Origin of the sequence: Microbacterium salsuginis, from assembly GCF_012524205.1 — a bacterium.
Lineage (GTDB): Bacteria > Actinomycetota > Actinomycetes > Actinomycetales > Microbacteriaceae > Microbacterium > Microbacterium salsuginis.
Genome location: NZ_JABACI010000001.1, coordinates 680,028 through 704,038, shown reverse-complemented (window position 1 = coordinate 704,038; position 24,011 = coordinate 680,028). Strand labels below are relative to the sequence as shown.

The following is a 24,011-nucleotide window of genomic DNA, read 5'->3' as shown; positions in this document are numbered from 1 at the left end:
GGTCTTCGCGTGCGCCGAGCCGTCGCCGTCGTGGCGCTGTCGCTCGCCCTCGTGACGGCCGGCGCGGCCGTCGCGATCGCGATCGCGGCGGGGACGGATGCCGCGGGTCGGGCCGCATCCGAGCCCACCACGCCGGGCGGCGCCGAGTCGCTCGGCGGAGCGACGGCGACCGCACGGGTGACCGCCGACGACTACTGCTACGTCGAGGCGATGATCTACTACCGCGTCGAGGAGACGGAGCTCGCGCAGTCGCTTCTCGCGAAGGACGGCGTCGCCCCGGAGGCGCGGGCGTTCGCTGCAGAGACGGCGGAGCGGGATGCCGCCGAGCTCGAGCACCTGCGCGAATGGTACGTGTCGTGGGCCGATGCCCGGCCGCTCGAGCCGCCAGCCGACGGGCCGTGCGCGGGGCACGGTGCCGATCACGCCCAGATGCCCGGGATGCCGTCGTGGAGCCGGCAGCTCGCGCTCGCCGAGGCGGTCCCGCCCGTCGCCGAGCGCGAGTTCATCGGCATCCTTCAGGCGCAGACCACCGGCATGGTCGCGCTCGTGTCACTCATCCTCGATGGCGACCCGCATCCGGATGTGCGGGAATCGGCGGAAGGTGTCCTCGCGCGCGCGTCGGAGGACGCCGAGATGCTGGACGAACTGCTCGTGGGACTGCCCTGAGCGCAGCGCTCGGCAGCTCCACCGCACGATCGGATGCGTCGTGGCACGGATGCCCGGAGCCGCGGCATCTGTCACCACCGGCTGAGGGGAGCCGACTGCGCGAGCGCCGCCGCGGCCTCCCGCAGCGCACCGATATGGCGGGCGGCGACCGAGAGCCGGACGAGGGCGATGGAGAGGGTCACGGCGCCGAGCGGACGGGATCGCTCGTCGCGGATGGGGACCGCCAGGCAGCCCCGGTCCGGCGCGAGCGTCGCGACCTGCTCGGTATAGCCGCGCACCGCGAACGCGTCCTCGATCCCTTGGAGTTCGTCTGCGGAGGGGTGCACCCGCCAGTGCGGGGCGCCGGGGAGGTCACGCTCCGGATGCGCGAGGAGCCAGAGGTGCCCGCTCGCCGACCGGGCGGGGTCGGCGAGGAGCAGATCGCGATCGGCCAACGGCTGGGCGGGGTCCTCGTCGAGGATCGTCAGCCCGGTGCGGTGGAAGCCGAACAGATGCACCGCCTCACCCGTCTCGGCACGCAGCTTGTCCACGATCGGCGCGTAGTCGGGGCGTGCGTGGGCGCCCACCACGGCGGCGAGGTCGAGCACGCGCGCGCCCAGCATGAAGCCGGAGAAATCGGCCCGCCGCACCAGATACTCGTCGCGGACGAGCGAATTGACGACGCGGTACACGGTGGCGCGCGGTGCGCCCACGGCGCGTGCGATGTCGGCTGCCGTCGTGCCGTGGTCGTGCCGCGCCACCTGCTCGAGGATCTCGAGCGCGAGGCCCAGGCCCCTCTCCGGCAGCCGCCCCTGCTCGGGAAGCCGCGTGTCGCGCTCGATGGCCGGCCCGCTCATCCGCGGACCTGGCCGTCGATGCAATCGGAGTCCACGGGCCAGTCGTGCACGCCGATCCGCGCGGCGACGGCGGGATGGCGTGCGAGCCGCACCGCCCCGGCGACGACGAAGGCTGCGAGGACGCCGGTCGCCCACAGCAGACCGGCGGGATTGTCACGCAGCGTCGCGGCGAGGTAGAAGCCGAGCACCCCCGCGAGCCCTGTGAGCGGCAGCGTGCACAGCAGGGCCGTCCGCAGCGTCAGCTCACCGATGCGGGCGAGGAACACCGGCGCCGCGGCGCACACCAGGGCGTAGGCGAGGACGAAGCCGATGATCGAGGCCGGCGAGGTGACCAGGCGCAGGCCCTGCCGGCTGCCGCTCAGCGCGACGACGGCCACCGGCACGAGGGTCACGAGCGCCGCGAGGAGGATGCCGCCGAGCGCCGGCACGCCGCGCTCCGAGGCGCGTCCGAAGACCGGCGGCAGCAGTCCCTCGCGGCTCATCGCGAACGCGAGGCGGGCGGCGGCGTTCGTCATCGCGAGGGCGCACGCGAGGAACGAGACAGCGACGATCGCGTCGATGAGAGAGGCCAGGCCCGTCACCGCCGACAGTGATGCGGCGCCCGGCCGGTCGGCGACGATCGACAGCTGTGCCGCCGTGCCGACGAGCATGACCACGCCCGTCGCGCCGACGCTCACGAGGATCGCGCGCGGTACCGCAGCGAAGGGTCGTCGCGTCTCCGGTCCCAGCGCCGCACCGCTCTCGAAGCCCACGAAGCCGATGAGGGCGAAGGCGACACCGGTGAGGATCGCTTCGAGCGAGAAATCGGAGGGATGCGGAACGAGCAGGCCGAAGTCCCACCGGGTCAGGCTCAGGGCCGCGATCGACAGGCCGAGCACGGTGACCACGGCCACGGACTCCAGGACGAGCAGGATGCGCGTCGACATGCGCAGACCCCGCGCGACGACGAACGCGATGACCGCGCCGAAACCCACCATGAGCGCGCACATGAGCGACGCGGGCGGCTCGCCGCTGCCCGTCATCAGCTGTGCGACGCGGCTCGCTCCCGAGCTGAGGGTGTTCATCGCGACGGCGAGGTAGCCGATCCCGAGCGCCGTGCCGGTCAGGAGGCCGACGTGCGTGCCGAGGCCGCGCACCGCGAAGGTGTAGAGCGACCCGGTGCTCGCCACGCGGCGCGCGAACATGCCGATCACGAGCGCGACCCCGACGACCAGCGTGATCGTGATCGCGATATCGAGGAACGCGAAGGATCCGCTGCGCGCGTAGGCGGCCGCCGGGTGGATGAGCAGCACTCCGGCCGGCGCGGTCGCGGCGACGGACTGGGCCACGACATCGACGGTGCGGGCATGCCGGCGTCGCAGGCCGGCGAACGGCGAGCTCGGGCCGAGGTCCGTCCTCGTCCGTCCCTGCCTGATCGCATCCGCGAGTGCGCTCACGCGTCCTCCTCGAGCCGGTCGGCCTTGCTGCCGCGAGGCTATCCGCCGCGCGTTGCGGGCGACCGGCGCCCGTGTTTCGAGCGCGTGACGAGGCGTGAGATCGGATCGGCGGGGTGCGGCGGCACTGTCTCACCGGGATTTCGTTCCGCGTTCGCGTGCGCACACCGCGGCGAAACGGCGACCGCGAAGAATCGGCCCCGACGTGAGCGCGAGCCGCGTCCTGGCCATCGAAAGGAATCCTGTGACTGACACACAGCTCTCTCCCGAGGGGGACTCGCCACCCTCGTCGGGCCGGCGCCCCTCGAAGTTCCGGCGACTCATCACGCCGCGCACGCTCGGCATCGGATCGGCCGTCGCTGCCGGCGCAGCGGCGGTCGCTCTCGTCTTCGCCACCCAGACGGCGGTGCAGGCGACCTCCTCGCCCGAGGCGCCCGAGTCCACGCCGATCGCGGCCGACAGCACCGACGAAGGCGCACCCGAGAAGGCGGAAGAGGTCGCGAAGCCGGCGGCGATCGCCGCCGCGTACGACCAGCTGTCGGGCGCCGAAGTGGAGTACGTCCGCTTCGTCGGAGCTCAGGACCCGGCATTCGCCGCCGGGGTCGACCTCTTCGGCGAGCCGGGGCTGCAGTTCCTCTCGACCGACGTCGCCGACCCGCAGGCCTACGCCGACGGGCAGCGCCGGCTGCTGTCGCTCTACTACGACTACGGCACCAACGAGACCGTCAGCATGATCGTGAACGTCACGACGGGTGCCGTCGAAGCGGTCGACAGGGCGTCGGGCACCCAGCCCGCCCCGACCGACGCCGAGACCGCGCGGGCGTGGGAGCTGCTCCTGGATTCCGAGTCCTCCCAGCCGATCGTCGATGAGTTCGCAGCCCTGACCGGCGGTTCCGCCCTGACCCCGGCATCCGCCGAGGTCCTCCTCACCGCTCACTCGTTCATCACCGATGCCGGCTCCTTCGGCGCAGAGTCGTGCGGCGTCGACCGCTGCGTGCAGCTGCTGGCCCAGATCGACGGCGGCGCTTTCCTCACCACCAGCACGTTCGTCGTCAACCTGTCCACCCGTACCGTCCTGACCGTCTCATGACCAGAGAGAGAAACCGAATGAAGCGAACACTCAGCGCGGCCACCGCGGTCGCCCTGCTCGCGGGGGGCCTGGTGGTCCTGTCCGCTCCCACCGCGGCATCCGCCCAGACGATCACCGAGGCATCCTGCTCGGGCGACTCGCTCGTGTCCGAGACGCTCGAATCCGGCTCGGGCTGGCAGATGTGCTGGCGCATCGACTCGTATCGCGGCCTCGTGCTCGACAAGGTCGCGTATCAGCCGCGCGACGATGAAGCGCCGATGCTCGTGCTCGACTCCATCGCGCTCGCGCAGCTGAACGTGCCGTACGACACCGGAGCCACGGAGTACAACGACGTCACGACGTATCAGGTCGGTGGACGTCGCCTGCAGGCCATCGAAGCGGTCGACTGCCCCGTCGGCGAGGTGCGGACCTCATGGGTCGACGCGACGCGCGGTGAGATCCCGGCGATCTGCATCGGCGAGGAGGACTCCGGTCTCGCCTACCGCTCGAACATCGCGCGCGATGCGCTGTACGCGGCGCAGGGCACCGACCTGGTGCTGCACACCGTGTCGCGCATCGGCTGGTACGAGTACCAGACCGAGTACCGCTTCCACGACGACGGCGAGATCTCGGTGCGCCTGGGTGCGACCGGCGACCTGTCGCCGAACGACTACGTCAACGTCGTCAACCAGGGCTGGCCGCTCGCGCCGGGTCAGGAGGACTTCGCGGTCAACCACTACCACTCGGCGTTCTGGCGTGTGGACTTCGGCATCGACGCGGGTGAGAACCAGCTGGTCGAGAAGTTCGCGACGACACCGACGGGGGAGTACGGCACCACGGGTGACACCGGCCACACCGCGATCCTCGAGACGCAGATCTCGCAGGTCACGAACGAGACCAAGACCGTCGGAGCGAACCGCGAGGCGTACCGGGTCGTGAACCCCGAGAGCCTCAACGCGGACGGGCACGCCCGCTCGTACGAGATCATCGTGCCGCGTGACCAGGCGTACAACCTCAACCCCGAGACCGACTACGACATCGCGTTCACGTCGGCCAAGTCGGATGAGGTTCACGCGAGCCACAACCTGATCCCGTCCAAGGCGGGGCAGATGGTGACGGACTACATCGCCGACGGCGAGACGCTCGAAGACCCGGTGGCGTGGGTCAACGTCGGGTTCCATCACATCAACCGCGATGAGGACCAGAGCCCGATGCCGATCCACTGGCAGGGATTCACGCTGTACCCGCGTGACTTCGCCGCCCAGGCCCCGAACATCCCCGAGGGCCGCAAATGGGTCAACGGCGACATGCGCGGGGTGCCCAACCCGAACATCACGCCCACCCCGACGGCATCGCCGACCGCGACCCCGACTCCGACCACGGAGCCGACCGCCGAGCCCACGCCGACGCCGACCACGACGCCCGGAAACGGGAACGGGAACGGCAACGGGAACGGAAACGGCAACGGGAACGGAAACGGCAACGGGAACGGCGGAGAGACGCCGACGGCCGCGCCGGTGACGTTCGGCAGCGCCGAGGTCGCGCCGGGCGCGACGCAGACCGCGACCGCGGGCGGCTTCACACCCGGTGAGACCGTCAGCGCCGTGCTGCACTCCGACCCGGTCGACGTCGGCACGTTCGTCGCCGACGACGAGGGGACGGTGACCGCGCAGTTCATCGTGCCCTCGAGCACCCCGGCCGGCGAGCACACGCTCGTGCTGACCGGGCAGACGTCGTCGCTCGTCGCCGAAGGCACCTTCACGGTGGCGTCGGCCTCGCCGTCGGCGATCCTCGGGGCGCTCGCCAGCACGGGCACCGACGCGAACCGCTGGGCGCTGTCGGGCCTCGTGCTCCTGGTCGCCGGCGCGGGACTCGCCGCCACGGCGTGGAAGCTGCGGCGCCGGGACGTCAAGGTGCTCGCCTGATCCGACCGCGGGGCGGTGCGTCGAGGACGCGCCGCCCCGCGGCATCCCTTCGCCGTTCCATCGAAAGGACACCCGCATGCGCAGTCGCGTCGCCGGCATCGGGGTGGTGCTCGCCGCATCGATCGGACTCCTGGGAGCCGGCGTCGTGACGCTGGGGCTCACCTCGCCGCCCGCCTCGGCCCCGGTCGCGGCGGCGAATGTCGATCCGGCGGTGACGGATGCCGCGACCGCCGCCTATCCCACTGTCGAGGACCACTGCTACATCGAGGGCATGATCCCGCACCACGAGCAGGCGCTCGAGCTGAGCGCCCTGGTGCTGGACGCGAATGACGTCAGCGAGCGCACCCGGGCCCTGGCGGAGTTCATCGTCGCCGACCAGTCCGCCGAGATCCAGACGATGCGGGCCTGGCAGGACGCATGGCGGCAGGCGATCCCCGCGGGCGGCGTCAGCGAGGGCGGGCACGGCGACCATGCACCGGCATCCGGTGCCGTCCCGTCCGGATGCGGCGACCACGCGCACTCCGGCATGCGAGGCATGGCCACGCCCGAGCAGCTCGCCGCGCTCGATGCGGCGGAGTCCGTCGGCGCCGAGCGCCTCTTCCTCGAGCTGATGATCGTCCACCACGAGGGCGCCCTCGACATGGCGACCCGCGCCGTGACCGAGGCGTCCAACGCGTTCGTGCGTACGTCGGGCAAGCACGTCCTCGTCGAGCAGGCGCGAGAGATCGCGGCGATGACCGGTCTGCTCGAGGGCATGCCGTGAGGCGCATGTCGGCGGCGCGCCTGGTTCTGGCCGTCGTCGCGCCCGTCGTGGCGGCGGCGCTGACCGTGGCGGCGCTGGGCACCGCGACCGTCCGCAACGAGTCGATGAGCCCGACGCTCCACGGCGGCGACGTCGTCGTCTTCGACCGGTGGAGCACGCCGCAGCGGGGCGACATCGTGCTGTTCGCCGACCGCGAGGGCTGGTCGGGTCACGAAGACGCGGTGCTCGTCAAGCGCGTCGTCGGCGTGGCCGGAGACGTCGTGGTCTGCTGCGAAGCCGGCACGGGACGTCTGCTCGTCAACGGCGATCCCGTCGACGAGGCCTACGCCGGTGGCACGCGTCCGGGCGGCGACATCCCGTTCCGCGTCGAGGTTCCGGACGAGACCGTCTGGGTCATGGGCGACAATCGCGCCGAGTCCGCGGACTCGCGCCTCTCGGTCTCGCACCCCGGACGCGGAGCCGTAGCCCGCGCCGACGTGCGCGGCACCGTGCGCGCGTGGTGGGGCGGCTGACGCGCCGGATGCCGGTGCCCCGGCATCCGTTCACGACAGCCTGACTTCCACCCACTGAGAATCGCGGAGCCACCCCTCGCGGCGGAGGCTTAGCCTGGGACCATGGCGACGAAGCCCCCGAAAGCCGATATCGACGAGAGCCGAGTGCGCTCCACCCGACCCAAGAAGGTCGCGGTCGGCGTGCCCGCCGTGCTCCACGCCCTGCAGATCTCGCAGGAGCAGATGGGCATCGCGCGCTCGGTTCAGACGCTGCTGCGGGTGAACCAGAAGGACGGCTTCGACTGCCCCGGCTGCGCGTGGCCGGAGGAGGACAAGCGGCATATCGCGGAGTTCTGCGAGAACGGCGCGAAGGCGGTCGCCGAGGAGGCGACGCTGCGGCGCGTCGGGCCGGAGTTCTTCGCGGAGCACTCGATCGACGAGCTCCGCGGGCACGACGACTGGTGGCTGGGGCAGCAGGGCCGGCTGACGCATCCGATGATCCTCGAGGAGGGTGCGACGCACTACCGCCCGATCTCGTGGGACGACGCGCTGCGGACGATCGCCGACGAGCTGAAGACGCTCGACGACCCGAACGAGGCCGTGTTCTACACGTCCGGTCGCACCTCGAACGAGGCCGCCTTCCTGTACCAGCTGCTCGTGCGCGGCCTCGGGACCAACAACCTGCCCGACTGCTCGAACATGTGCCATGAATCCAGCGGATCCGCCCTGACCGAGACGATCGGCATCGGCAAGGGCACCGTCTCGATCGAGGACGTCCACGAGGCCGACCTGCTGATCGTGGCGGGCCAGAACCCGGGGACCAACCATCCGCGCATGCTGTCGGCGCTCGAGAAGGCCAAGCAGCGCGGCGCCACGATCATCGCGGTCAACCCGCTGCCCGAGGCCGGGCTCATGCGGTTCGAGAACCCGCAGACCATCCGCGGTGTCGCGTTCGGCGGCACCAAGCTGGCCGACGGGTTCGTCCAGATCCGTCTCGGCGGCGACCAGGCGCTGTTCCAGGCGATCGGCAAGCACCTGCTCGAGGCCGAGGCCGCCGACGGCGGTGTGCTCGATCACGACTTCATCGCCGAGCACACCAGCGGCTTCGACGCCTATCGGAAGGCGATGACGGATGCTCCGTGGCGCGACTTCGTCGTCGCCACCGGCCTTCCCGAGAAGGCGCTGCGCCGGGTCGGCGAGGCGGTGCGCACCTCGAAGGCGACGATCGTGTGCTGGGCCATGGGACTCACGCAGCACAAGCACTCGGTGGCGACGCTGCGCGATGTCGTGAACGTGCTGCTGCTGCAGGGCAACATCGGCCGGTCGGGCGCCGGCGTCTGCCCCGTGCGCGGGCACTCGAACGTCCAGGGCGACCGCACCGTCGGCATCTACGAGAAGCCGTCGACAGCATTCCTGGACGCGCTCGACGCCGAGTTCGCTTTCGCCGCACCGCGCGAGCACGGCTTCGACACCGTGCAGGCGATCCGCGCGATGCGCGACGGCGGCGTCCGCTTCTTCATGGGGATGGGCGGCAACTTCGTCTCGGCGACGCCCGACACCGCCGTCGTCGAGGCCGGCATGGCCCGCGTCGGACTCACCGTGCAGGTGTCGACCAAGCTCAACCGCTCGCACGTGGTGACGGGTCGACGGGCCCTGATCCTCCCCACGCTGGGCCGCACCGACCGCGACCGCCGTGGCGGTCGCGAGCAGCGCGTGACCGTCGAGGACTCGATGGGCGCGGTGCACGCCTCGCGCGGCCGGCTGGCGCCTCCCGCGGAGGATCTGCTCAGCGAGGTCGCGATCATCGCCCGGCTGTGCGGGCTCGTGTTCGATTCCCGGTCGTTGAGCGAGCGAGGAACGGGCGAGCCGAATCGCGCTGACCAGTCTCCGGGCGTCGCGTCTCGCGCACCGGTTGCTGAGCAAGGGGACGCCAGCGACCGCGACGAGAGGCGCTCGACGACCGAAGGCGCCGACCGCGGTCTGCCCGAGCACGGCGCCGTCGAGAGCGTGGACGCGCTGGCCTCGGCCGGGTCGCGGCATCCGTCCAACATCCCGCACGCCGATTGGGCCGAGCTCGAAGCCGACTACGCGCTCATCCGCGGCCACATCGCGCGGGTGATCCCCGGATTCGAGGACTACGACGAGCGCATCCAGAAGGGGCGCACGTTCTTCCTGCCGAACGGTCCGCGGGATGCCCGGCGTTTCGCCACCGCCGACGGCAAGGCGCGGTTCACGGTCAACCCGCTGGAGTACCCGGTGATCCCGAAGGGACGCCTGCTGCTGCAGACCCTGCGCTCGCACGACCAGTACAACACCACCATCTACGGCAAGGACGACCGTTATCGCGGCATCCACAACGGGCGTCGCGTCGTGCTGGTGAACGCCAAGGACATCACCGCCCTCGGATTCGTCGAGGACGAGATCGTCGACCTCATCTCGGAGTGGACGCGCGCCGACGGCACGATCGAGTACCGCCGGGCTGAGGAGTTCCGCATCGTCGCCTACCGGACGCCGCGGGGCAACGCTGCGGCGTACTACCCGGAGACGAACGTGCTCGTGCCGCTGGACTCGGTGGCCGACGTCTCGGGCACGCCGACCTCGAAGTCGGTCATGGTGAGGCTCGAGCATCGGCGCTGACTGCCGCGTGCCACCCCGTACCGGTCGGTCTTAGGCTGGTGCGGTGACCATGCGTGCCGCCGTCCTGACCGTCTCGGACCGCTCCGCCGCGGGCGAGCGCGAGGATGCGAGCGGCCCGATCGCCGTCGCGGCGCTGCGCGAGGCAGGGTTCGACTGCGCGGATGCCGTGGTCGTGCCGGACGGCGCCGACAACGTCGAACGTGCCCTGACCGCCGAGATCGTCGCGGGCGTCAAGCTCCTCGTCACCACCGGCGGCACGGGCGTCTCTCTCCGCGATCAGACGCCAGAGGGCACGGCCCGTGTCATCACGCGTGAGGTCCCGGGCATCGCCGAGGAGCTGCGTCGTCGCGGTGCCGCCGAGAAGCCCGCGGGCATGCTGACCCGGGGACGTGTCGGCGTCGTCGACCCGCACGGCGTGCTCGTGGTGAATCTTCCTGGCTCGCCGGGCGCCGTGGCATCCGGGATGCCGGTGATCCTGTCCGTCGCCCGACACGTGCTCGATCAGCTCGGCGGGGGCGATCACTGATGGCGGCCGTCCGCGTCGCCGCGATCAGCGCCGAGCCGCTCGACCTCGACGCGCATCTGCGGGCCGTCGACGACACGACAGCGGGCGCCGTCACCACGTTCGTCGGCCGCGTGCGCGATCACGATCCGGATGCCGCCACCGCCGTGGTCGCACTCGAGTACTCCGCCCATCCCGACGCCGAGGCCGCCCTGCAGCGCATCGCCGAGAGCGCCGTGGGGTCCTCGGGGGCAGTGGTCGCCGTGTCGCACCGGATCGGGCGCCTCGATGTCGGCGATGCCGCCGTCGTGATCGCGGTGGCCGCCGCGCACCGCGGCGAGGCCTTCGACGTGTGCCGCGCGATCATCGAGACGATCAAGACCGAGCTGCCGGTGTGGAAGCGGCAGGTCGAGGCCGACGGCACCGCCACGTGGCTCGGCCTCGGCGGCTGAGTCCGCCCGGCGCCCGGCCGCTCGGCACCTGTCTGCGCGGCGCCGCGCGCACAGAATCGGATCCGCAGGTGCGGATGGGAGTCGCGACACGCGGGCGTGAGGCATCCGTCACCGGCGTGTCGCCGTGGTGGTCCGCAGGTGCGGATCCGATGTTGTGGTCGCCTCGGCGCTGACCGACGCCGCGTTCCCGGGTCAGCCGCCGGCGAACGGCGGAAGCACGTCAACCAGATCGTCGTCGGCCAGGGGCGTGGCGTCGTCGACGCGCGCGCCGGCCACGAGCACCGCGCAACGCGGCAGGATGCCGCCGAGCTCGGGATACGCGTCCGACACGGCGCGCCGCAGGTCGCCCAGGGTCGATTCGGCACGCCGTTCGGTGTCACGGCCGGTGGCGTCCTGCGCGGCCGCGAAGTAGCGGACGACGGCCACTACTGCTCCCACCCGGCCGCCGCCTCGGCGACGGCGTCCAGGGCGGCGCGGATCTCGGCCGGATCGGTGCCCGCACGTCCGGCGACGAGACCGGCGACGAAGGCGCCCAGCGGCGCAGCGGGACGGGCGACGCCGTTCGCGACGTCGCGCGTGAGATCCAGCACCGCGGCGACCGGCACGTCGTCGTCGGCGAGGCCGAAGCGCTCGCGCAGCGCGGCGGCCCACGCGTCGAGGGCTTCGGGCGGAAGGGTACGGGACTGCTCGCTCATGACGGCTCCTCAGCTCTGCGGTCGGCTGTCTGTCCGGTATCGCGTGTTGCGCTGTACGGCGGCGCGGCGGATCGCGCCTGTTCCAGATCCTCCCACGTGTCGACGTCGCGGGTCAGGTCGTCGGCCATGGTGACCACCGTGATCGCGAGGTCGTCGACGAGTGCACGCACCGCTGCATCTCGTCCGTGATCAGGGAGAGCGGATGCTGCCGCCCGCAGCGCGCGCGTGCGATAGACGCCGGTCAGCCACTGTGGAGTGCTCGACACGTCGCCGAGGCACACCCCGTCGGCGTCGGCGGGGAGGAGCACGATGTCGTCGACCAGCCGCCGCACCGCCGCGTCGGCGCGGGGGAGGTCGCATGCGAGCACAAGTGTCCACTCGGGATCGGCGTCCGCCCACGACTCCAGTGCTGCGACGATCCCCGCGGCCGGTCCGGTGAACGGCGGGTCCTCGCGGACCCATGTGACGTCCAGGCTGTCGTCGAGCACCGGCGCAGCCACCGTGATCGGTCGGGCTCCTGCATCCGTCGCCGCCTCCACGGCGGTGCGCAGCAGCGTGCGTCCGCCGATCTCGAACAGCGGCTTGGTCGCGCCGTCGACGCGCGTGGCACGACCGCCGGCGAGCAGGATCGCGCCCAGGCCGCCGGGCACCACGGGCACGCGCGGGCCTGCCATCACGCCTCGTCGGGACGCAGCTCCCCACGGCTGCTCGGCTCGCCGCTGTCGCGTCGTGCCGAGCCTCCGGCCGCGGGGCCCCAGTCGCCGCTCTTGCCGCCGGTCTTCGCGACGATCCGCACGCTCTCGATCGACGTCCCCTTGTCGAGGGCTTTCACCATGTCGATGACCGCGAGGGCCGCGACCGTCACAGCGGTCAGTGCCTCCATCTCGACGCCGGTGCGGTCCGCCGTGCGCACGGTGGCCTCGATCGCGACGCCGTCGTCGTCGATGGCGAGGTCGACCGCGGCGCCGTGGACGCCGATGACGTGGGCGAGGGGGAGCAGGTCCGGCGTGCGCTTGGCCGCCTGGATGCCCGAGATGCGTGCGACGGCCAGCACATCGCCCTTCGGCACCGAGCCGTCGCGGAGGGCCGCCACGACGTGCGGAGCGCAGCGGACGAAGCCCCGCGCGGTGGCCGAGCGGACCGTCGGCTGCTTGTGCGTCACGTCGACCATGCGGGCGTGCCCGGCCTCGTCGAGATGCGTGAATCCGTGGGATGGTGCCGTGCTCATGAGATCAGCATGACATCGACGACGTCGCCCTCGGACACCGCTTCGACGTCGGCCGGGATGACGGCGTACGCCTCCGCCCTGCCGAGTCCGCCCGCGAGGTGCGATCCTCCGGAGGTCGCCGGAAGCGCCCGCCATCCACGGGGATCGGTTCGATCGATCGTGACGGGAAGGTACTGGCGACGCGCCGGGGGCGTGCGCCAGGCCGCACCGGCCCGAATCGCGATGATCGGGCGGTGCAGGACAGTCCGGCCCTGCATGCGCAAGAGAGCCGGCCGCACGAACGCCTCGAACGAGACGGCCGCGCTCACCGGGTTGCCGGGCAGACCGAAGAGCAGGGCACCGGCCGGCAGCCGGCCGAACCCCTGAGGCTTGCCCGGCTGCATCGCGATCTTCGAGAAGGCCATCGACTCGGCGAGGGTCGTCTTGACCACCTCGTACGCACCGGCGCTGACCCCGCCCGAGAACACCACGACGTCGGCGCGATCCGGGCCGGCGGCATCCGTCACCTGCGCCAGCACCTGTTCGAGGCCGCCGCCCTCGTCGCGCACGCTCGCCCGCCGCACCACGACGGCCCCCGCCTCGGCGACGAGACCCGCCAGCAGGTGACTGTTCGATTCGGGTATCTGCCCGCGGCGCAGCGGAGCGCCGGGCTCGACGAGCTCGCTGCCGGTCGAGATGACGGCCACGCGAGGCTGCGCCGCGACGACGACGTCCGCGACTCCGCACGCTGCCGCTGCGGCGATCTGGAGCGGCCCGAGCAGCATCCCCGCCGGCAGCACCTCGTCGCCGCGCCGGGTGTCCTCGCCTGCGCGCCGGATATGGGCGCCTGCCCGGCGGGGTGCTGCCAGCACGCGGATCGTGCCGAGGGAATCGGCCAGCCCGCCTGCGGTGTCTTCGAAGGGCACGATCGCGTCGGCGTCGGCCGGCACCGGCGATCCCGTCATGATGCGTGCGGCCTCCGTCGCGCCGAGGGCCGGATCGGCGTCGGTGCCGGCGGGCAGATCCGCGACGACCCTCAGCGACACGGGCGCCGACGGCGAGGCATCCGCAACATCCGCGAACCGCACCGCGAAGCCGTCCATCGCCGAGTTGTCGAACACCGGGATGTCGACCGCTGCCCGCACCGGCTGGTGCAGCGTGCGGCCATGGGCTCGGTCGAGCGGCACCGTCTCTGAGGGGAGGGCCGGGGTCGCGGCCAGAACACCGTCGAGGTGCTCCTCGACGGTGCGCAAGCCGCTCACGCGGGCACCACTGCGGCTTCGCCCGCACGGCTCCAGGCATCCATGCCGCCGGCGAGGACGGATGCCTCGACCCCGGCCGCGCGCAGAGCCCGCGCGGCGCGCTTGGCCCGCGCACCGACCTGACAGACGACCACCACCGGTCCGGCACCCGCCCGCGACGGATCGGCGAGCAGGTCGCCCAGCGGCACCAGCACCGACCCGGGGATCACGCCGAGGCCGGTCTCGAACGGTTCGCGCACGTCGACGAAGATCGCGCCTGCGGCCTGTGCGGCCCGCGCCTGGACGACGTCGACGTGCAGGATCGTCTCAGGCGCCGCATCCGTCGGTCCCGACGCCGCGTGGTCGCGTGTGCGTGCGCCGGACGCCGCTCCCGCCGCCCGCAACGGCACCTCGTCGGTACGACCGCGCAGCGCGTCGATCACGAGCACGCGCCCCAGCAGCGGCTCGCCCACGCCGGTGAGGAGCTTGATCGCCTCGGTCGCGAGCAGCGCTCCGACCTGCAGGCACAGCGAGCCGAGCACGCCGACCTGTGCACACGACGGGACCTCGCCGACGTCATCGGGGGGATACAGGTCGGCGAGGACGATCGGCGCCACACCGGCCGGCGGTGCGGACCAGAACACGGTCGCCTGTGCGTGGAACTCCTGCACGACCCCCCACACGAGGGGCACGCCGAGCCGCTCGCACGCCGCAGCGACGACGGCGCGCGTCTCGAAGGTGTCGGTGCCGTCGATCACGACGTGCGCGCCGGCGAGCAGCGACGACGCCGACTCCGGCGTGATCCGCGAGGCCACCGCCTGGACGACGGTCGTCGGCGACAGCTCGCCCGCGACGCGCACCGCAGAGGCGACCTTGGGAGCACCGACGTCCGACACGCGATGCATGACCTGGCGCTGGAGGTTGGATGCCTCGACCACGTCGTCGTCGATCACCGTGATGGTGCCCACCCCTGCGGCGGCGAGCGCCAGCACCGCCGGCGATCCGAGGCCGCCGGCGCCGACCACCGCGACGTGGGAGGCGGCAAGCCGGCGCTGAGCGGACTCGCCGAAGCCGGCCAGCGCACGGTGGCGTGCGGTGCGGGTGCGCTCGGCGTCCGCCAGCTCGGCGACCGGCTCCACAAGCGGGGGAAATGCCATGCCCACAGGCTACGCCGGGCGCGGGGGAGCCGGGCCGAGCGGTGAAGCCGTGCCCGGCTGCAGGCGGGGCTGCCTCCAGTGGCCGAGCGACCCCGTCCGCGCTTGCGGAGAAATGGCCGAGATTCAACCGCAGGTGCGGATGATAGATTGCCGCCATGCCCAGCTACAAGATCGCCGAGGCCGCCCGCCTGCTCGGTGTCAGCGATGACACCGTCCGGCGCTGGGTGGAGGCCGGTGCGCTGCCCACCACGGGCGCTTCGCCGGCCGAGGTCCCGGGCGAGGCGCTCGCAGCCCGCGCAGCCGAACTCGCGTCGGCGCCCGCCGATCCCGCCGATGTGCTCTCGAGCGCCCGCAACCGGTTCGTCGGGCTGGTCACCCGCATCCAGCGCGACGGACTCATGGCGCAGGTCGACATCCAGTCCGGGCCGCACCGCGTCGTCTCGCTCATGTCGGCCGAGGCCGCCGACGACCTCGAGCTGCAGGTGGGATCGCTCGCGGCGGCGGTGGTGAAGGCGACCCACGTCATCGTCGAGACGCCGAAGGGCTGACCGATGCCGCACGCTCGCATCGTCCTCACCTCGGCCGCGCTCGCCGCAGCGGTCGGTCTGACGCTGGGCGGCTGCGCGGCCGCCGGCCGCCCCGGGGGGACGTCCGCATCCGACCAGTCCGCTTCCGATGACGGCGGTGAGCTCGCCGGCGACCTGAGGATCTTCGCCGCGGCCTCGCTCGCGGCGGCGTTCGACGAGCTCGCCGCGCGGTTCGAGCAGCGGCATCCGGCTGTCGACGTCCTGCCCATCGCGTACGACGGTTCGGCCACGCTCGCGACCCAGCTGATCGAGGGGGCGCCTGCCGACGTCTTCGCGGCGGCCGATGAGCGGACCATGCAGCAGGTGGTCGATGCCGGACTCGCCGCAGCGCCCGTGCTGTTCGCGGGCAACACCCTCGTGATCGCCGTCCCGAGAGACAACCCCGGCGGAGTGAAGACGATCGAGGACCTCGGATGGTCCGACACGACCGTGGTGCTCTGCGCCCCCCAGGTGCCGTGCGGTGCCGCGACCGAGACGCTTCTCGCCGACAACGGCGTCTCGGTGACCCCCGTGAGCCTGGAGCAGAACGTCACCGCGGTGCTGACGAAGATCGCCGCGGGCGAGGCGGATGCCGGTCTCGTGTACGCGACGGACGCTCGGGCGAGCGACGAGGTCCGCGCGGTGCCCGCCGCCGGGGCGGAGCGTGTCGTCAACCGCTATCCGATAGCGGCGATGCGCGAGGCCGCCAACGCCGCGGCGGCCGAGGCGTTCGTCGCCTACGTACGCTCCGACGAGGCGCAGGCGCTGCTCGCATCCCTCGGGTTCGCATCGCCGTGACCGCATCGCAGACGGCGACGACAGCACCGCAGGGCGCGGCGAGGCGCTCCGCGCGGGGTCGCCGTGAGGATCGCGCCGGCTTCGTGCCGCGCCTGCTCGCGCTGCCCGCCCTGCTCGGACTGGCGCTGCTGGTCTTCCCCCTCGGGGCACTCGTGCTGCGCGTGCAGTGGGCGACGCTGTGGACGGATGTCACCTCACCCGAGGCGATGTCGGCGCTCGGGCTGTCCCTGACGACCGGTCTGATCGCCACGGCGGTGTGTGTCGTGCTCGGGGTGCCGCTCGCGCTCCTCATCGCCCGCAGCGCCGACCGCACGGCGGCCGTGCTGCGTGCCGTGGTGACGGTGCCCCTCGTGCTGCCGCCGATGGTCGGCGGAGTGGCCATGCTGTTCCTGTTCGGCCGGACGAGCCCCGTGGGCGGCATGCTCGCCGAGTGGGGCATCCGCGTGCCGTTCACCACAGGAGCAGTGGTGCTCGCGCAGACGTTCGTCGCGCTGCCGTTCCTCGTGCTCGCGCTCGAGGGATCGCTGCGGACGACCGGCGTCGGGTACGAGCAGACCGCCGCCGGTCTCGGCGCCGGGCGATGGACCATCCTGCGCCGTGTCACCCTGCCGTTGGCGGCTCCCGGCCTCATCGCGGGCATCGTGCTGTGCTTCGCGCGGGCCATCGGCGAGTTCGGGGCGACTGCGCTGTTCGCCGGCAACGCTCCCGGGGTGACGCAGACGATGCCGCTGGCGATCTACACCGCGTTCAACGGTGCCGGCGTCTCGCAGGGCACCGCGGTCGCGCTGTCGCTGCTGCTGCTCGTGACCGCGGTCGCCGTGCTGCTCCTGGTGCGCGCATGGCGCGCGGAGCCGCCCCGATGAGCGCGGCCGACTCGGCGGGGCTCGACGCCCGCATCGTGGTGCAGCGCCACGGGTTCCGGCTGGATGCCGGGGTGCGGGCGACGAGCGGAGAGGTGATCGCCGTGATGGGCCCGAGCGGGGCCGGCAAGTCGACGCTGCTCGGCGTGCTCGCCGGCTTGACGCCCCTCGACGACGGGCATGTGCGGCTGAGCGGGCGGACGCTGGATGCCGCCGGCACGCACATTGCTCCCTCGCGCCGGGGGATCGTGCTGCTCGGTCAGGACCCTCGGCTGTTCCCCCACCTCACGGCGCACGCGAATGTGGCCTTCGGCCTCCGCGTGCACGGCGCCACCAAGGCCGAGGCGGCGACGACCGCGCGCGAGTGGCTGCGGCGCGTCGGCCTCGCCGACATGGCCGACCGCCGGCCCGCACGGCTGTCGGGCGGCCAGCAGCAGCGGGTCGCGCTGGCCCGGGCGCTGGCCACGACGCCGGCCGTGCTGCTCCTCGACGAGCCCCTCACCTCGCTGGACGCCGAGACCTCGGCCGACGTGCGCGCGCTCGTGCACGAGCAGCTCGTCGCGACGCGCACGACCGCGATCGTCGCGACCCACGACGCCGTGGACGCCGTCTCGCTCGCCACCCGTCTGGTCGTGCTCGAGGCAGGGAGGGTCACGCAGGAAGGTCCGGTCCGCCAGGTGCTCGCGGCCCCCGCGACCCGCTTCGCGGCGGCCGTCGCCGGACTCAACCGTGTCGAGGTGCGTCTGGAGGGCGACGGCTGGCGCAGCGGTGCGCTGACGCTGGCGCGCGCGGTCGGGGACGCGCCATCCGCCCTGCCGCCGACCGGCTCGCGGGCCGCGGTCTTCGCTCCGGGTGCGGTCTCGCTGGCACCACTCGGCTCCGACGGGCCGCACGAGCGGCCGGGACGCGAGGGCGAATGGATCGCGCGCGTCACACGGCTCGAGCAGACGCCCGCCGGCGTGCGCGTGCGCACCGCCGAACCCGACGTCGCCGCCGACATCCCGGCGGACCGCGCGGCAGCGCTCGACCTGACTCCGGGCACTGCGGTACGGCTGTCGGTCGCACCCGGAGCGGTGCGCTTCGTGTGACGGACGTGCCCCCACGTCGCCGGGGACGCCACGCGGTCGTCGCAATAGACTCGCCCGGTGACCCGCATCCGTCCGTTCCATCCCGGCGACGAGCCGGCGCTCGCTGAGATCTGCGTGAAGACGGCGGATGCCGGAGCCGACGCGACCGGAGTCCTCGACGACGACGATCTCTGGGCCGAGATCTTCGTGCTGCCCTATGTCGCACGTCATCCCGACTTCGCATTCGTGGTCGAGGCCGAGGACGGGCGGGTCGTCGGCTACATCGTGTCGGCGCCCGACACCGCGGCGTTCGAGGCGTGGTTCGAGACGCAGTGGTGGCCTCGGCACGCGGTGCGGTGGCCCCAGCCCGGTGAGGAGGACTCGCGGCAAGCCGGCATCCTCCGCTACGCATATGCGCGGAGGGGTGCGGGCGAGCAGCCCTTCGGTGAGGCCTACCCCGCTCATCTGCACATCGATCTGCTCCCCGAGGCGCAGGGCATGGGGCTCGGCCGGCAGCTCATCGCGCGGCTCGAGCTGGCTCTGCGAAGTGCCGGCGTGAGGGGGCTGCACCTGGTCGCGTCCGCCGAGAACACCGGAGCGATCGCGTTCTACCCGAGAGTGGGTTTCGAGCCGCTGGCGTCACCGGAAGGCACTCAGGCGTTCGGCAAGGTGCTCTGACCGCTCACGTCCCGATCAGTGGTTCGTCCGACACCAGACGCTCCAGCACGGAACCCTGCGGGACGGCATCCGGGTCGTACTTGTAGCTGAGCTTCTGCACGATCGACGCGTCCGCCACGAACGCCATCGCTTCGGGGTTCCAGGGCTGCATCATGCCGAGCTGCAGCAGGTGACTGGCGGCGCTCGAGAGCGTCGGCACGGCGTCCCACTGCCCGCGGAACTCGGGTACGAGGTCCTGCAGCACATCGAAGACGCGGTGGTAGAGGAAGTAGTCCGGAATGCCCCCGTGCTCGGTCCACCACGCCCTCAGGGCCAAGCGCTGCAGCCTGATGAGCGGGGTGCCCGCCACGGCGGCGATGAACCAGTTGCCGATCTGGCGGTGAGTCCAGCGGGGATAGAGGGCGCCGGCCGACAACAGCGGCTCGACCGCCGGCGGAAGCGGCCGGGGCGCCCAGCAGGTGGCGTCCACCCAGATGCCGCCGTGCTCATCGAGCACGCTCACCCGCACGAAGTCGGAGAAGTGCGCGGGATGGTCCTCCTCGAGCGCTTGGGCGACGGCATCCGGAATCTCCACCAGCTCGCGTGCCGTGCGGCCGTCGAGCACACGCAGATCCGGATGATGCCGGCGCAGATCGGCGATGCAGGCCTGCACCAGAGGCGGCGCCTGGTCGAGCGGCGCGTTCCAGAATGTGTAGAGCCGCAGGGCCTCGCGGTCGACGCGGGCGCCGTCCCGCGCGGCGATGTCGCGTCCGCCGGCGCGCGTGCCGTGCTTCGGCAGGCCCGCGGCAGCGCGGAGGCCGCCGATCCGCGGAGCGAGGAAGTCCGACAGTGTGCGGCGTGCGGCGAGTGCGGCGACGGGATCGACGCTGTCACGGAAGCGGTCGGCTCGCCGCAGCTGCGCGTCGAGGCCCTCGAGAACGGGCTTGGCGTTCGACGGGGCCATGGGGCGAGCCTACGCCCGCCGTTCCGGACGCTCCGAGAGCGCTTCGGCGAGGTCACGCACACGGCGGCGTTCGTGCAGCGTGAACGCGGTGTGCCCTCCGATGACGCGCTCGTCCACCATCACGCCGCCGTCCTCACGCCAGGCATGGCGCTCGTAGAAGCCGGCGGCACGCTCGTTGCCCTCGAGCACCCAGAGGTGCGCGTGGCGGAATCCGGCTGCGCGCAGCATCTCCTCCGCCGCGAGCAGCAAGGCGTGGCCGACGCCTCGCGACCACTCTGAAGGGACCGCGTAGAGCGCGTAGAGCTGTCCGTCGTGCGGGCGCTCGCGATCGTCGGACGGGCCCGCGGCAGCCCAGCCGACCGGTGTGCCGTCGCGCTCTGCGATCAGGTCGAGCATGCGCGAGTCGGCATGTCGCCGGGTCCAGCTCACGATCCGCCGCTCGGACTCGCTCTCGGCATCGAGCTGATCGAGCACCTCCTGGGCGATCAGCCCGGCGTACGCGGCACGCCACGTCTCGACGCGGATGTGCGAGATCGCACGGGCATCGTCGCGCGTCGCCGTCCGCACGCGGATCTCACCCGTCATGCACTCAGCCTGCCAGCCACGATGAGCCGCAGGCTACGTCCGGATGCGCCCCTCGTCGATGCGCACGACGCGGTCGATGCGGCCCACCGGCGCGGCCACATGCGAGATCAGGACGACGGACTGATCGGGGCGCACCGCGTCGAGCAGATCGGCGAGGAGCAGGTTGGATGCCTCGGGGTCGACCCCCGCCGTCGGCTCGTCGAGCACGAGCACCGGGAAGCCCCGCAGCAGCGCCCGCGCGAGCGCGATGCGCTGCGCCTGACCACCCGAGACGAGAGCTCCGCGCTCACCGACGCGCGCGTCGAGTCCGCCGCGCTCGCGCAGCCAGCCGCCGAGTCCGACTCGATCGAGGACGGCTTCGAGTTCGGCATCCGTCGCCGTCTCGCGCGCGAAGAGCAGGTTCTGACGGATGGCCTCGTCGAAGAGCATCGGATGCTGCTCGCACAGACCGACCGTGAGCCGCACGTCGTCGCCGGCGAGCTCGTGCACCGGGCGTCCGCCGATCTCATACGTTCCGTCGGTCTCGAGGAAGCGGACGAGGGCGTGGGCGAGGGTGGTCTTGCCCGCGCCGCTGGAGCCGGCCACGAGGAGGCGCTCACCAGGGCGGATGTCGAGGTCGATGTCGCGCAGCGACGCAGACGTCGCGGCCGGCCACCGCACGGAAGCGCCCCGCAGGCGGATGCCGTCGCGGAGCGCGGGAGCGACCCCCGTCGCCGCGGCATCGCCTTGCACGAGTCCGCGAGGAAGCTTGGCGGGAAGCGCCGCCGCGATCCGTTCGGCCGAGGCGTGAACCTGACGCCATGCGGCTGCGGCCAGCGGCACGGCGCCGAACACCTCGAACACAGCCATCGGCACGAGCACGACGACCGCGAACGCCGGTCCGCTGAGCCCCGCGGTCGTGATGCCCGGAGCCGCGGCCAGCACGGCCCCGATCGACGCGGCACCCGCGAGCAGCGAGACCAGAGCAGTCGTCCCCGCCTGTGCGCCGGCGCGGCGGACCACAGCACGGCGCAGCAGCGCGTCGGCGTCGGCGATGCGGGTGCGGCTCTGCTCCTCCGCACCGAACGCGGCCAGCACGTCGAGGCTGCCCAGATGGTCGAGGATCGCGTCAGCGAGCCGCGCGCGCAGCGGCGCGATGGATCGCTCGGCACGCGCACCGGCGAGCCAGCCCCACAGTGTGGCGGTGCCGGCCGCGGCGACCAGGCAGACGAGCAGGGTCAGCGCCGCGGGCCACCACACGACGGCGACGAGCACGACGGCGGCGACTGCCACGAGCGCAGACGAGACGAGCGGCTGCACGACACGCAGCGGGAGGTTCTGCAGGTCGTCCACGTCGTCGACCAGCGCGCCGAGCACCGACCCCCGGCGCGTGCGTGCCAGTCCGTCGGGTGCGAGAGGAACGAGCCGACGGACGAGGTCGGCCCGCGTCGAAGCGAGACGGCGCAGCGCGGCGTCGTGACCGGTGAGGCGTTCGAGGTAGCGGAAGACGGCGCGCGAGAGCGCGAAGAAGCGCATCCCGACGACAGCGGCCGACAGGTAGAGCACCGGTGGCTGCTCGCTCGCGCGGACGATGAGCCACGCGCTCACGGCGAGCAGGGCGACCGCGGATGCCTCCGAGGCGAAGCCCGCAGCGAGCGCCCACCAGAACCGCCGCGCCGGCGGCATCGCCCCGCGCAGCACCGTCCGGGCTGTCACCGGGCTCGGCGCAGAAGTCCCGGCATCGGCCGTCCACCGGGCGGTCACGCGAGGACCTCGTTCGGTTCGAGGCGCACGACGGCGTCCGCGATGACGCGCGCCGACGCGCGGTGCGAGATGAGCAGCACTGTCGCGCCGGCGTCGGCGAGCTGACGGATGCCGCGCCACAGGCGTGCCTCGGTGTCTGGGTCCAGCGCCGAGCTCGGCTCGTCGAGTGCGATCACCCGTGCGCGACCGCGCAGGTACCGATAGAAAGCCCGGGCGACGGCGACCCGCTGCGCCTGCCCGCCCGAGAGACCGGCGCCCTGCACGCCGAGCTCGAAGTCGGGGTCCAGCCCTTCGCCGCAGGCCAGGTCCAGCGCGCGGCGGACGAGCGCGGCATCCGGTGCCGTGTCTCCCAGCGTGACGTTGCCGGCGATGCTGCCGGTGAGCAGGCCCGGCTGCTGGCCCGCCCACGCGAGCCAGTCCGACGGTGCGAGCTCGCGCACGTCGGTGTCGCCGACGAGCGCGGTCCCCTCGAACGCGGCCGCCCGGCGCAGCGCCGCGAACACACTCGACTTTCCGGCGCCGCTCGGCCCCTCGAGCAGGGTCACGGTGCCGGGATGCGCCGTGAAGCTCACGGCAGGCAGCTGGCGGTCTCCCCGCTGCACCCGCACGTCTCGCAGCTCCAGCTCCCCATCCCCGCGCTGAGCGGGTGCGGAGCCCTCCGCCGAACCAGCGGAGCGGGATCGTCCGGAGAGCGTGCGGCCGGCTGCTGGTGTCGTCGGCCGCGCGGCATCCAGCACCGCGAAGATGTCCTCGGTCGCCGCGACGCCCTCGGCGGCGGCGTGGAACTGCACGCCCACCTGACGCAGCGGCAGATACGCCTCGGGGGCGAGCAGAAGCACGAACAGACCGACCGCAAGCGTGAGTGCACCGTCGATCAGACGGAAGCCGATCGACACGGCCACGATCGCGACCGAGATGCTCGCGAGGAACTCCAGCGCGAAGCCCGAGAGGAACGAGACCCGCAGGACGCGCATCGTCTCGCGCCGGTACTCGTCGGTGACGCGTTCGATGGATGCGGCAGCCCGGTGCTGGCGTCCGAAGACCTTGAGAGTCGCCAGGCCCTGCACGGTGTCGGCGAAGCGCGCGGCCAGCCGTTGCAGTGTCTGCCACTGCCGCTGCTGCACCGCGCGGGTCGCCAGCCCGATGAGCACCATGAAGACCGGGATGAGGGGGAGGGTGAGCAGCACCGTCAGCCCTGAGATCCAGTCCTGCCACCACATCACGGCGAGGATCAGCGGGGTCGCGACGACCGTCTGCACGAGCTGCGGGAGGTACCGGCCGAAGTACGCCTCGAGCGCGTCGAGCCCGCGTCCCGCTGTGACGGCGAGCTGCGCCGAATTGCGGGAGCTCAGCCACTCCGGCCCGAGCATGCCGACGGCTTCGACGAGCGCCCCGCGCAACTGCGACTGCACGCGGGCGGCGGCACGGATCGCGACCGCTTCGCGCGCCCACACCAGCCCGGCGCGCAGCGCGACGACCACTGCCAGCGCTGCGAGCGTGCTCGCGAGCTCGGGTTCCGGCATCCCGTCGATCGCTCCGGTGATCGGGCGCGTCAGCAGCCACGCGAACGCCACGACCACCGCCGTCTGCGCGACGGCGATGGCGCCGATCGTCACGAAGAAGCCGCGGGAGGCGCGGGCGTATCGCAGCAGCCGGGGGTCGACCGGACGGATGCCGGTGGCGGGCGGTGCGCTCAC

The 24,011-nt window shown here is 72.5% G+C and carries 25 protein-coding genes; 13 read left to right on the top strand and 12 right to left on the bottom strand.

What is annotated here, in order from left to right; genetic code table 11:
• Positions 1-9: 9 nt before the first annotated feature.
• The gene (locus HF576_RS03485; protein ID WP_168911366.1) at positions 10-666 is read left to right on the top strand and encodes a DUF305 domain-containing protein; all 657 of its coding nucleotides are present in this window, start codon (positions 10-12) and stop codon (positions 664-666) included.
• 71 nt (positions 667-737) lie between these two features.
• Here the strand turns inward: HF576_RS03485 and HF576_RS03480 are convergent, their stop codons facing one another.
• Entirely contained in the window at positions 738-1,502 is a 765-nt protein-coding gene (locus HF576_RS03480; RefSeq protein WP_168911365.1) for a helix-turn-helix domain-containing protein, read from the bottom strand.
• On the bottom strand, positions 1,499-2,938 hold the full coding sequence (locus HF576_RS03475) for an amino acid permease (protein ID WP_168911364.1): 1,440 nt from the start codon (positions 2,936-2,938) through the stop codon (positions 1,499-1,501). The genes HF576_RS03480 and HF576_RS03475 overlap by 4 nt, the downstream gene beginning before the upstream one ends.
• A 241-nt stretch (positions 2,939-3,179) precedes the next feature.
• On the opposite strand from HF576_RS03475, the gene HF576_RS03470 reads away from it, so the two are divergent.
• From HF576_RS03470 to HF576_RS03440, 7 genes are all read left to right on the top strand, one after another.
• Positions 3,180-4,025 (top strand): hypothetical protein, encoded by an 846-nt coding sequence (locus HF576_RS03470; protein WP_168911363.1) that lies wholly within the window; start codon positions 3,180-3,182, stop codon positions 4,023-4,025.
• Positions 4,026-4,042: 17 nt separating this feature from the next.
• Complete coding sequence (locus HF576_RS03465) at positions 4,043-5,929, top strand: copper amine oxidase (protein WP_168911362.1); 1,887 nt, start codon at positions 4,043-4,045, stop codon at positions 5,927-5,929.
• Positions 5,930-6,005: 76 nt separating this feature from the next.
• Positions 6,006-6,692: a DUF305 domain-containing protein gene (locus tag HF576_RS03460; protein ID WP_168911361.1), complete on the top strand. Its 687-nt coding sequence runs from the start codon at positions 6,006-6,008 to the stop codon at positions 6,690-6,692.
• A 5-nt stretch (positions 6,693-6,697) separates the two neighbouring features.
• Positions 6,698-7,204, top strand: coding sequence for a signal peptidase I (gene lepB, locus HF576_RS03455; RefSeq protein WP_240948718.1), 507 nt, complete (start codon positions 6,698-6,700; stop codon positions 7,202-7,204).
• Positions 7,205-7,306: 102 nt separating this feature from the next.
• On the top strand, positions 7,307-9,820 hold the full coding sequence (locus tag HF576_RS03450) for an FdhF/YdeP family oxidoreductase (protein ID WP_168911359.1): 2,514 nt from the start codon (positions 7,307-7,309) through the stop codon (positions 9,818-9,820).
• Between the two features lie 49 nt (positions 9,821-9,869).
• Positions 9,870-10,346 (top strand): MogA/MoaB family molybdenum cofactor biosynthesis protein, encoded by a 477-nt coding sequence (locus HF576_RS03445; protein ID WP_168912051.1) that lies wholly within the window; start codon positions 9,870-9,872, stop codon positions 10,344-10,346.
• Positions 10,346-10,774: a molybdenum cofactor biosynthesis protein MoaE gene (locus HF576_RS03440; protein WP_168911358.1), complete on the top strand. Its 429-nt coding sequence runs from the start codon at positions 10,346-10,348 to the stop codon at positions 10,772-10,774. Before HF576_RS03445 ends, HF576_RS03440 begins: the two co-directional genes overlap by 1 nt.
• A gap of 192 nt (positions 10,775-10,966) precedes the next feature.
• Here the strand turns inward: HF576_RS03440 and HF576_RS03435 are convergent, their stop codons facing one another.
• Genes HF576_RS03435 through HF576_RS03410 form a run of 6 tightly spaced genes read right to left on the bottom strand, consistent with a single transcriptional unit; the run spans position 10,967 to position 15,074 of the window.
• Entirely contained in the window at positions 10,967-11,200 is a 234-nt protein-coding gene (locus HF576_RS03435) for a MoaD/ThiS family protein (RefSeq protein WP_168911357.1), read from the bottom strand.
• Positions 11,200-11,469, bottom strand: coding sequence for a DUF6457 domain-containing protein (locus HF576_RS03430; RefSeq protein WP_168911356.1), 270 nt, complete (start codon positions 11,467-11,469; stop codon positions 11,200-11,202). Before HF576_RS03430 ends, HF576_RS03435 begins: the two co-directional genes overlap by 1 nt.
• Positions 11,466-12,143 carry a molybdenum cofactor guanylyltransferase gene (mobA, locus tag HF576_RS03425; RefSeq protein WP_168911355.1) on the bottom strand — a complete coding sequence of 226 codons (678 nt, stop codon included), beginning with the start codon at positions 12,141-12,143 and terminating at the stop codon, positions 11,466-11,468. Before mobA ends, HF576_RS03430 begins: the two co-directional genes overlap by 4 nt.
• Positions 12,143-12,697 carry a cyclic pyranopterin monophosphate synthase MoaC gene (gene moaC, locus HF576_RS03420; RefSeq protein ID WP_240948626.1) on the bottom strand — a complete coding sequence of 185 codons (555 nt, stop codon included), beginning with the start codon at positions 12,695-12,697 and terminating at the stop codon, positions 12,143-12,145. The genes mobA and moaC overlap by 1 nt, the downstream gene beginning before the upstream one ends.
• Positions 12,694-13,938 (bottom strand): molybdenum cofactor synthesis domain-containing protein, encoded by a 1,245-nt coding sequence (locus HF576_RS03415; protein ID WP_168911354.1) that lies wholly within the window; start codon positions 13,936-13,938, stop codon positions 12,694-12,696. The genes moaC and HF576_RS03415 overlap by 4 nt, the downstream gene beginning before the upstream one ends.
• Positions 13,935-15,074 (bottom strand): ThiF family adenylyltransferase, encoded by a 1,140-nt coding sequence (locus HF576_RS03410; RefSeq protein WP_168911353.1) that lies wholly within the window; start codon positions 15,072-15,074, stop codon positions 13,935-13,937. The genes HF576_RS03415 and HF576_RS03410 overlap by 4 nt, the downstream gene beginning before the upstream one ends.
• A gap of 155 nt (positions 15,075-15,229) precedes the next feature.
• Between HF576_RS03410 and HF576_RS03405 the strand changes: the two genes are divergently transcribed.
• The 5 genes from HF576_RS03405 (at position 15,230) to HF576_RS03385 (ending at position 19,043) form a co-directional block, all read left to right on the top strand.
• Positions 15,230-15,622, top strand: a complete 393-nt coding sequence (locus HF576_RS03405; protein ID WP_168911352.1) for a TOBE domain-containing protein — start codon at positions 15,230-15,232, stop codon at positions 15,620-15,622.
• A gap of 3 nt (positions 15,623-15,625) precedes the next feature.
• A complete protein-coding gene (gene modA, locus HF576_RS03400; protein WP_168911351.1) occupies positions 15,626-16,438 on the top strand; it encodes a molybdate ABC transporter substrate-binding protein in 813 nt (270 codons plus the stop codon).
• A gap of 83 nt (positions 16,439-16,521) precedes the next feature.
• Complete coding sequence (locus HF576_RS03395) at positions 16,522-17,301, top strand: ABC transporter permease (RefSeq protein ID WP_343234190.1); 780 nt, start codon at positions 16,522-16,524, stop codon at positions 17,299-17,301.
• Positions 17,298-18,386, top strand: coding sequence for a sulfate/molybdate ABC transporter ATP-binding protein (locus HF576_RS03390; protein ID WP_240948625.1), 1,089 nt, complete (start codon positions 17,298-17,300; stop codon positions 18,384-18,386). The genes HF576_RS03395 and HF576_RS03390 overlap by 4 nt, the downstream gene beginning before the upstream one ends.
• A 57-nt stretch (positions 18,387-18,443) precedes the next feature.
• Entirely contained in the window at positions 18,444-19,043 is a 600-nt protein-coding gene (locus tag HF576_RS03385) for a GNAT family N-acetyltransferase (protein ID WP_168911348.1), read from the top strand.
• Between the two features lie 4 nt (positions 19,044-19,047).
• Here the strand turns inward: HF576_RS03385 and HF576_RS03380 are convergent, their stop codons facing one another.
• Genes HF576_RS03380 through cydD form a run of 4 tightly spaced genes read right to left on the bottom strand, consistent with a single transcriptional unit; the run spans position 19,048 to position 24,011 of the window.
• Positions 19,048-19,986 carry a capsular polysaccharide synthesis protein gene (locus HF576_RS03380; RefSeq protein ID WP_168911347.1) on the bottom strand — a complete coding sequence of 313 codons (939 nt, stop codon included), beginning with the start codon at positions 19,984-19,986 and terminating at the stop codon, positions 19,048-19,050.
• Positions 19,987-19,995: 9 nt separating this feature from the next.
• The gene (locus tag HF576_RS03375; protein ID WP_168911346.1) at positions 19,996-20,571 is read right to left on the bottom strand and encodes a GNAT family N-acetyltransferase; all 576 of its coding nucleotides are present in this window, start codon (positions 20,569-20,571) and stop codon (positions 19,996-19,998) included.
• Positions 20,572-20,604: 33 nt separating this feature from the next.
• Complete coding sequence (cydC, locus tag HF576_RS03370; RefSeq protein ID WP_425522972.1) at positions 20,605-22,314, bottom strand: thiol reductant ABC exporter subunit CydC; 1,710 nt, start codon at positions 22,312-22,314, stop codon at positions 20,605-20,607.
• Complete coding sequence (cydD, locus tag HF576_RS03365; protein WP_168911345.1) at positions 22,311-24,011, bottom strand: thiol reductant ABC exporter subunit CydD; 1,701 nt, start codon at positions 24,009-24,011, stop codon at positions 22,311-22,313. The genes cydC and cydD overlap by 4 nt, the downstream gene beginning before the upstream one ends.

Excerpts from the sequence above, each read along its gene's own strand:
- HF576_RS03380 (WP_168911347.1), bottom strand. The coding sequence starts at position 19,986 with ATGGCCCCGTCGAACGCCAAGCCCGTTCTCGAGGGCCTCGACGCGCAG.
- HF576_RS03465 (WP_168911362.1), top strand. The coding sequence starts at position 4,043 with ATGAAGCGAACACTCAGCGCGGCCACCGCGGTCGCCCTGCTCGCGGGG.
- HF576_RS03450 (WP_168911359.1), top strand. The coding sequence starts at position 7,307 with ATGGCGACGAAGCCCCCGAAAGCCGATATCGACGAGAGCCGAGTGCGC.
- moaC (WP_240948626.1), bottom strand. The coding sequence starts at position 12,697 with ATGAGCACGGCACCATCCCACGGATTCACGCATCTCGACGAGGCCGGG.
- HF576_RS03410 (WP_168911353.1), bottom strand. The coding sequence starts at position 15,074 with ATGGCATTTCCCCCGCTTGTGGAGCCGGTCGCCGAGCTGGCGGACGCC.
- HF576_RS03480 (WP_168911365.1), bottom strand. The coding sequence starts at position 1,502 with ATGAGCGGGCCGGCCATCGAGCGCGACACGCGGCTTCCCGAGCAGGGG.
- HF576_RS03390 (WP_240948625.1), top strand. The coding sequence starts at position 17,298 with ATGAGCGCGGCCGACTCGGCGGGGCTCGACGCCCGCATCGTGGTGCAG.
- HF576_RS03440 (WP_168911358.1), top strand. The coding sequence starts at position 10,346 with ATGGCGGCCGTCCGCGTCGCCGCGATCAGCGCCGAGCCGCTCGACCTC.
- modA (WP_168911351.1), top strand. The coding sequence starts at position 15,626 with ATGCCGCACGCTCGCATCGTCCTCACCTCGGCCGCGCTCGCCGCAGCG.
- HF576_RS03430 (WP_168911356.1), bottom strand. The coding sequence starts at position 11,469 with ATGAGCGAGCAGTCCCGTACCCTTCCGCCCGAAGCCCTCGACGCGTGG.
- HF576_RS03460 (WP_168911361.1), top strand. The coding sequence starts at position 6,006 with ATGCGCAGTCGCGTCGCCGGCATCGGGGTGGTGCTCGCCGCATCGATC.
- HF576_RS03405 (WP_168911352.1), top strand. The coding sequence starts at position 15,230 with ATGCCCAGCTACAAGATCGCCGAGGCCGCCCGCCTGCTCGGTGTCAGC.
- HF576_RS03445 (WP_168912051.1), top strand. The coding sequence starts at position 9,870 with ATGCGTGCCGCCGTCCTGACCGTCTCGGACCGCTCCGCCGCGGGCGAG.
- mobA (WP_168911355.1), bottom strand. The coding sequence starts at position 12,143 with ATGGCAGGCCCGCGCGTGCCCGTGGTGCCCGGCGGCCTGGGCGCGATC.
- lepB (WP_240948718.1), top strand. The coding sequence starts at position 6,698 with ATGTCGGCGGCGCGCCTGGTTCTGGCCGTCGTCGCGCCCGTCGTGGCG.
- HF576_RS03375 (WP_168911346.1), bottom strand. The coding sequence starts at position 20,571 with ATGACGGGTGAGATCCGCGTGCGGACGGCGACGCGCGACGATGCCCGT.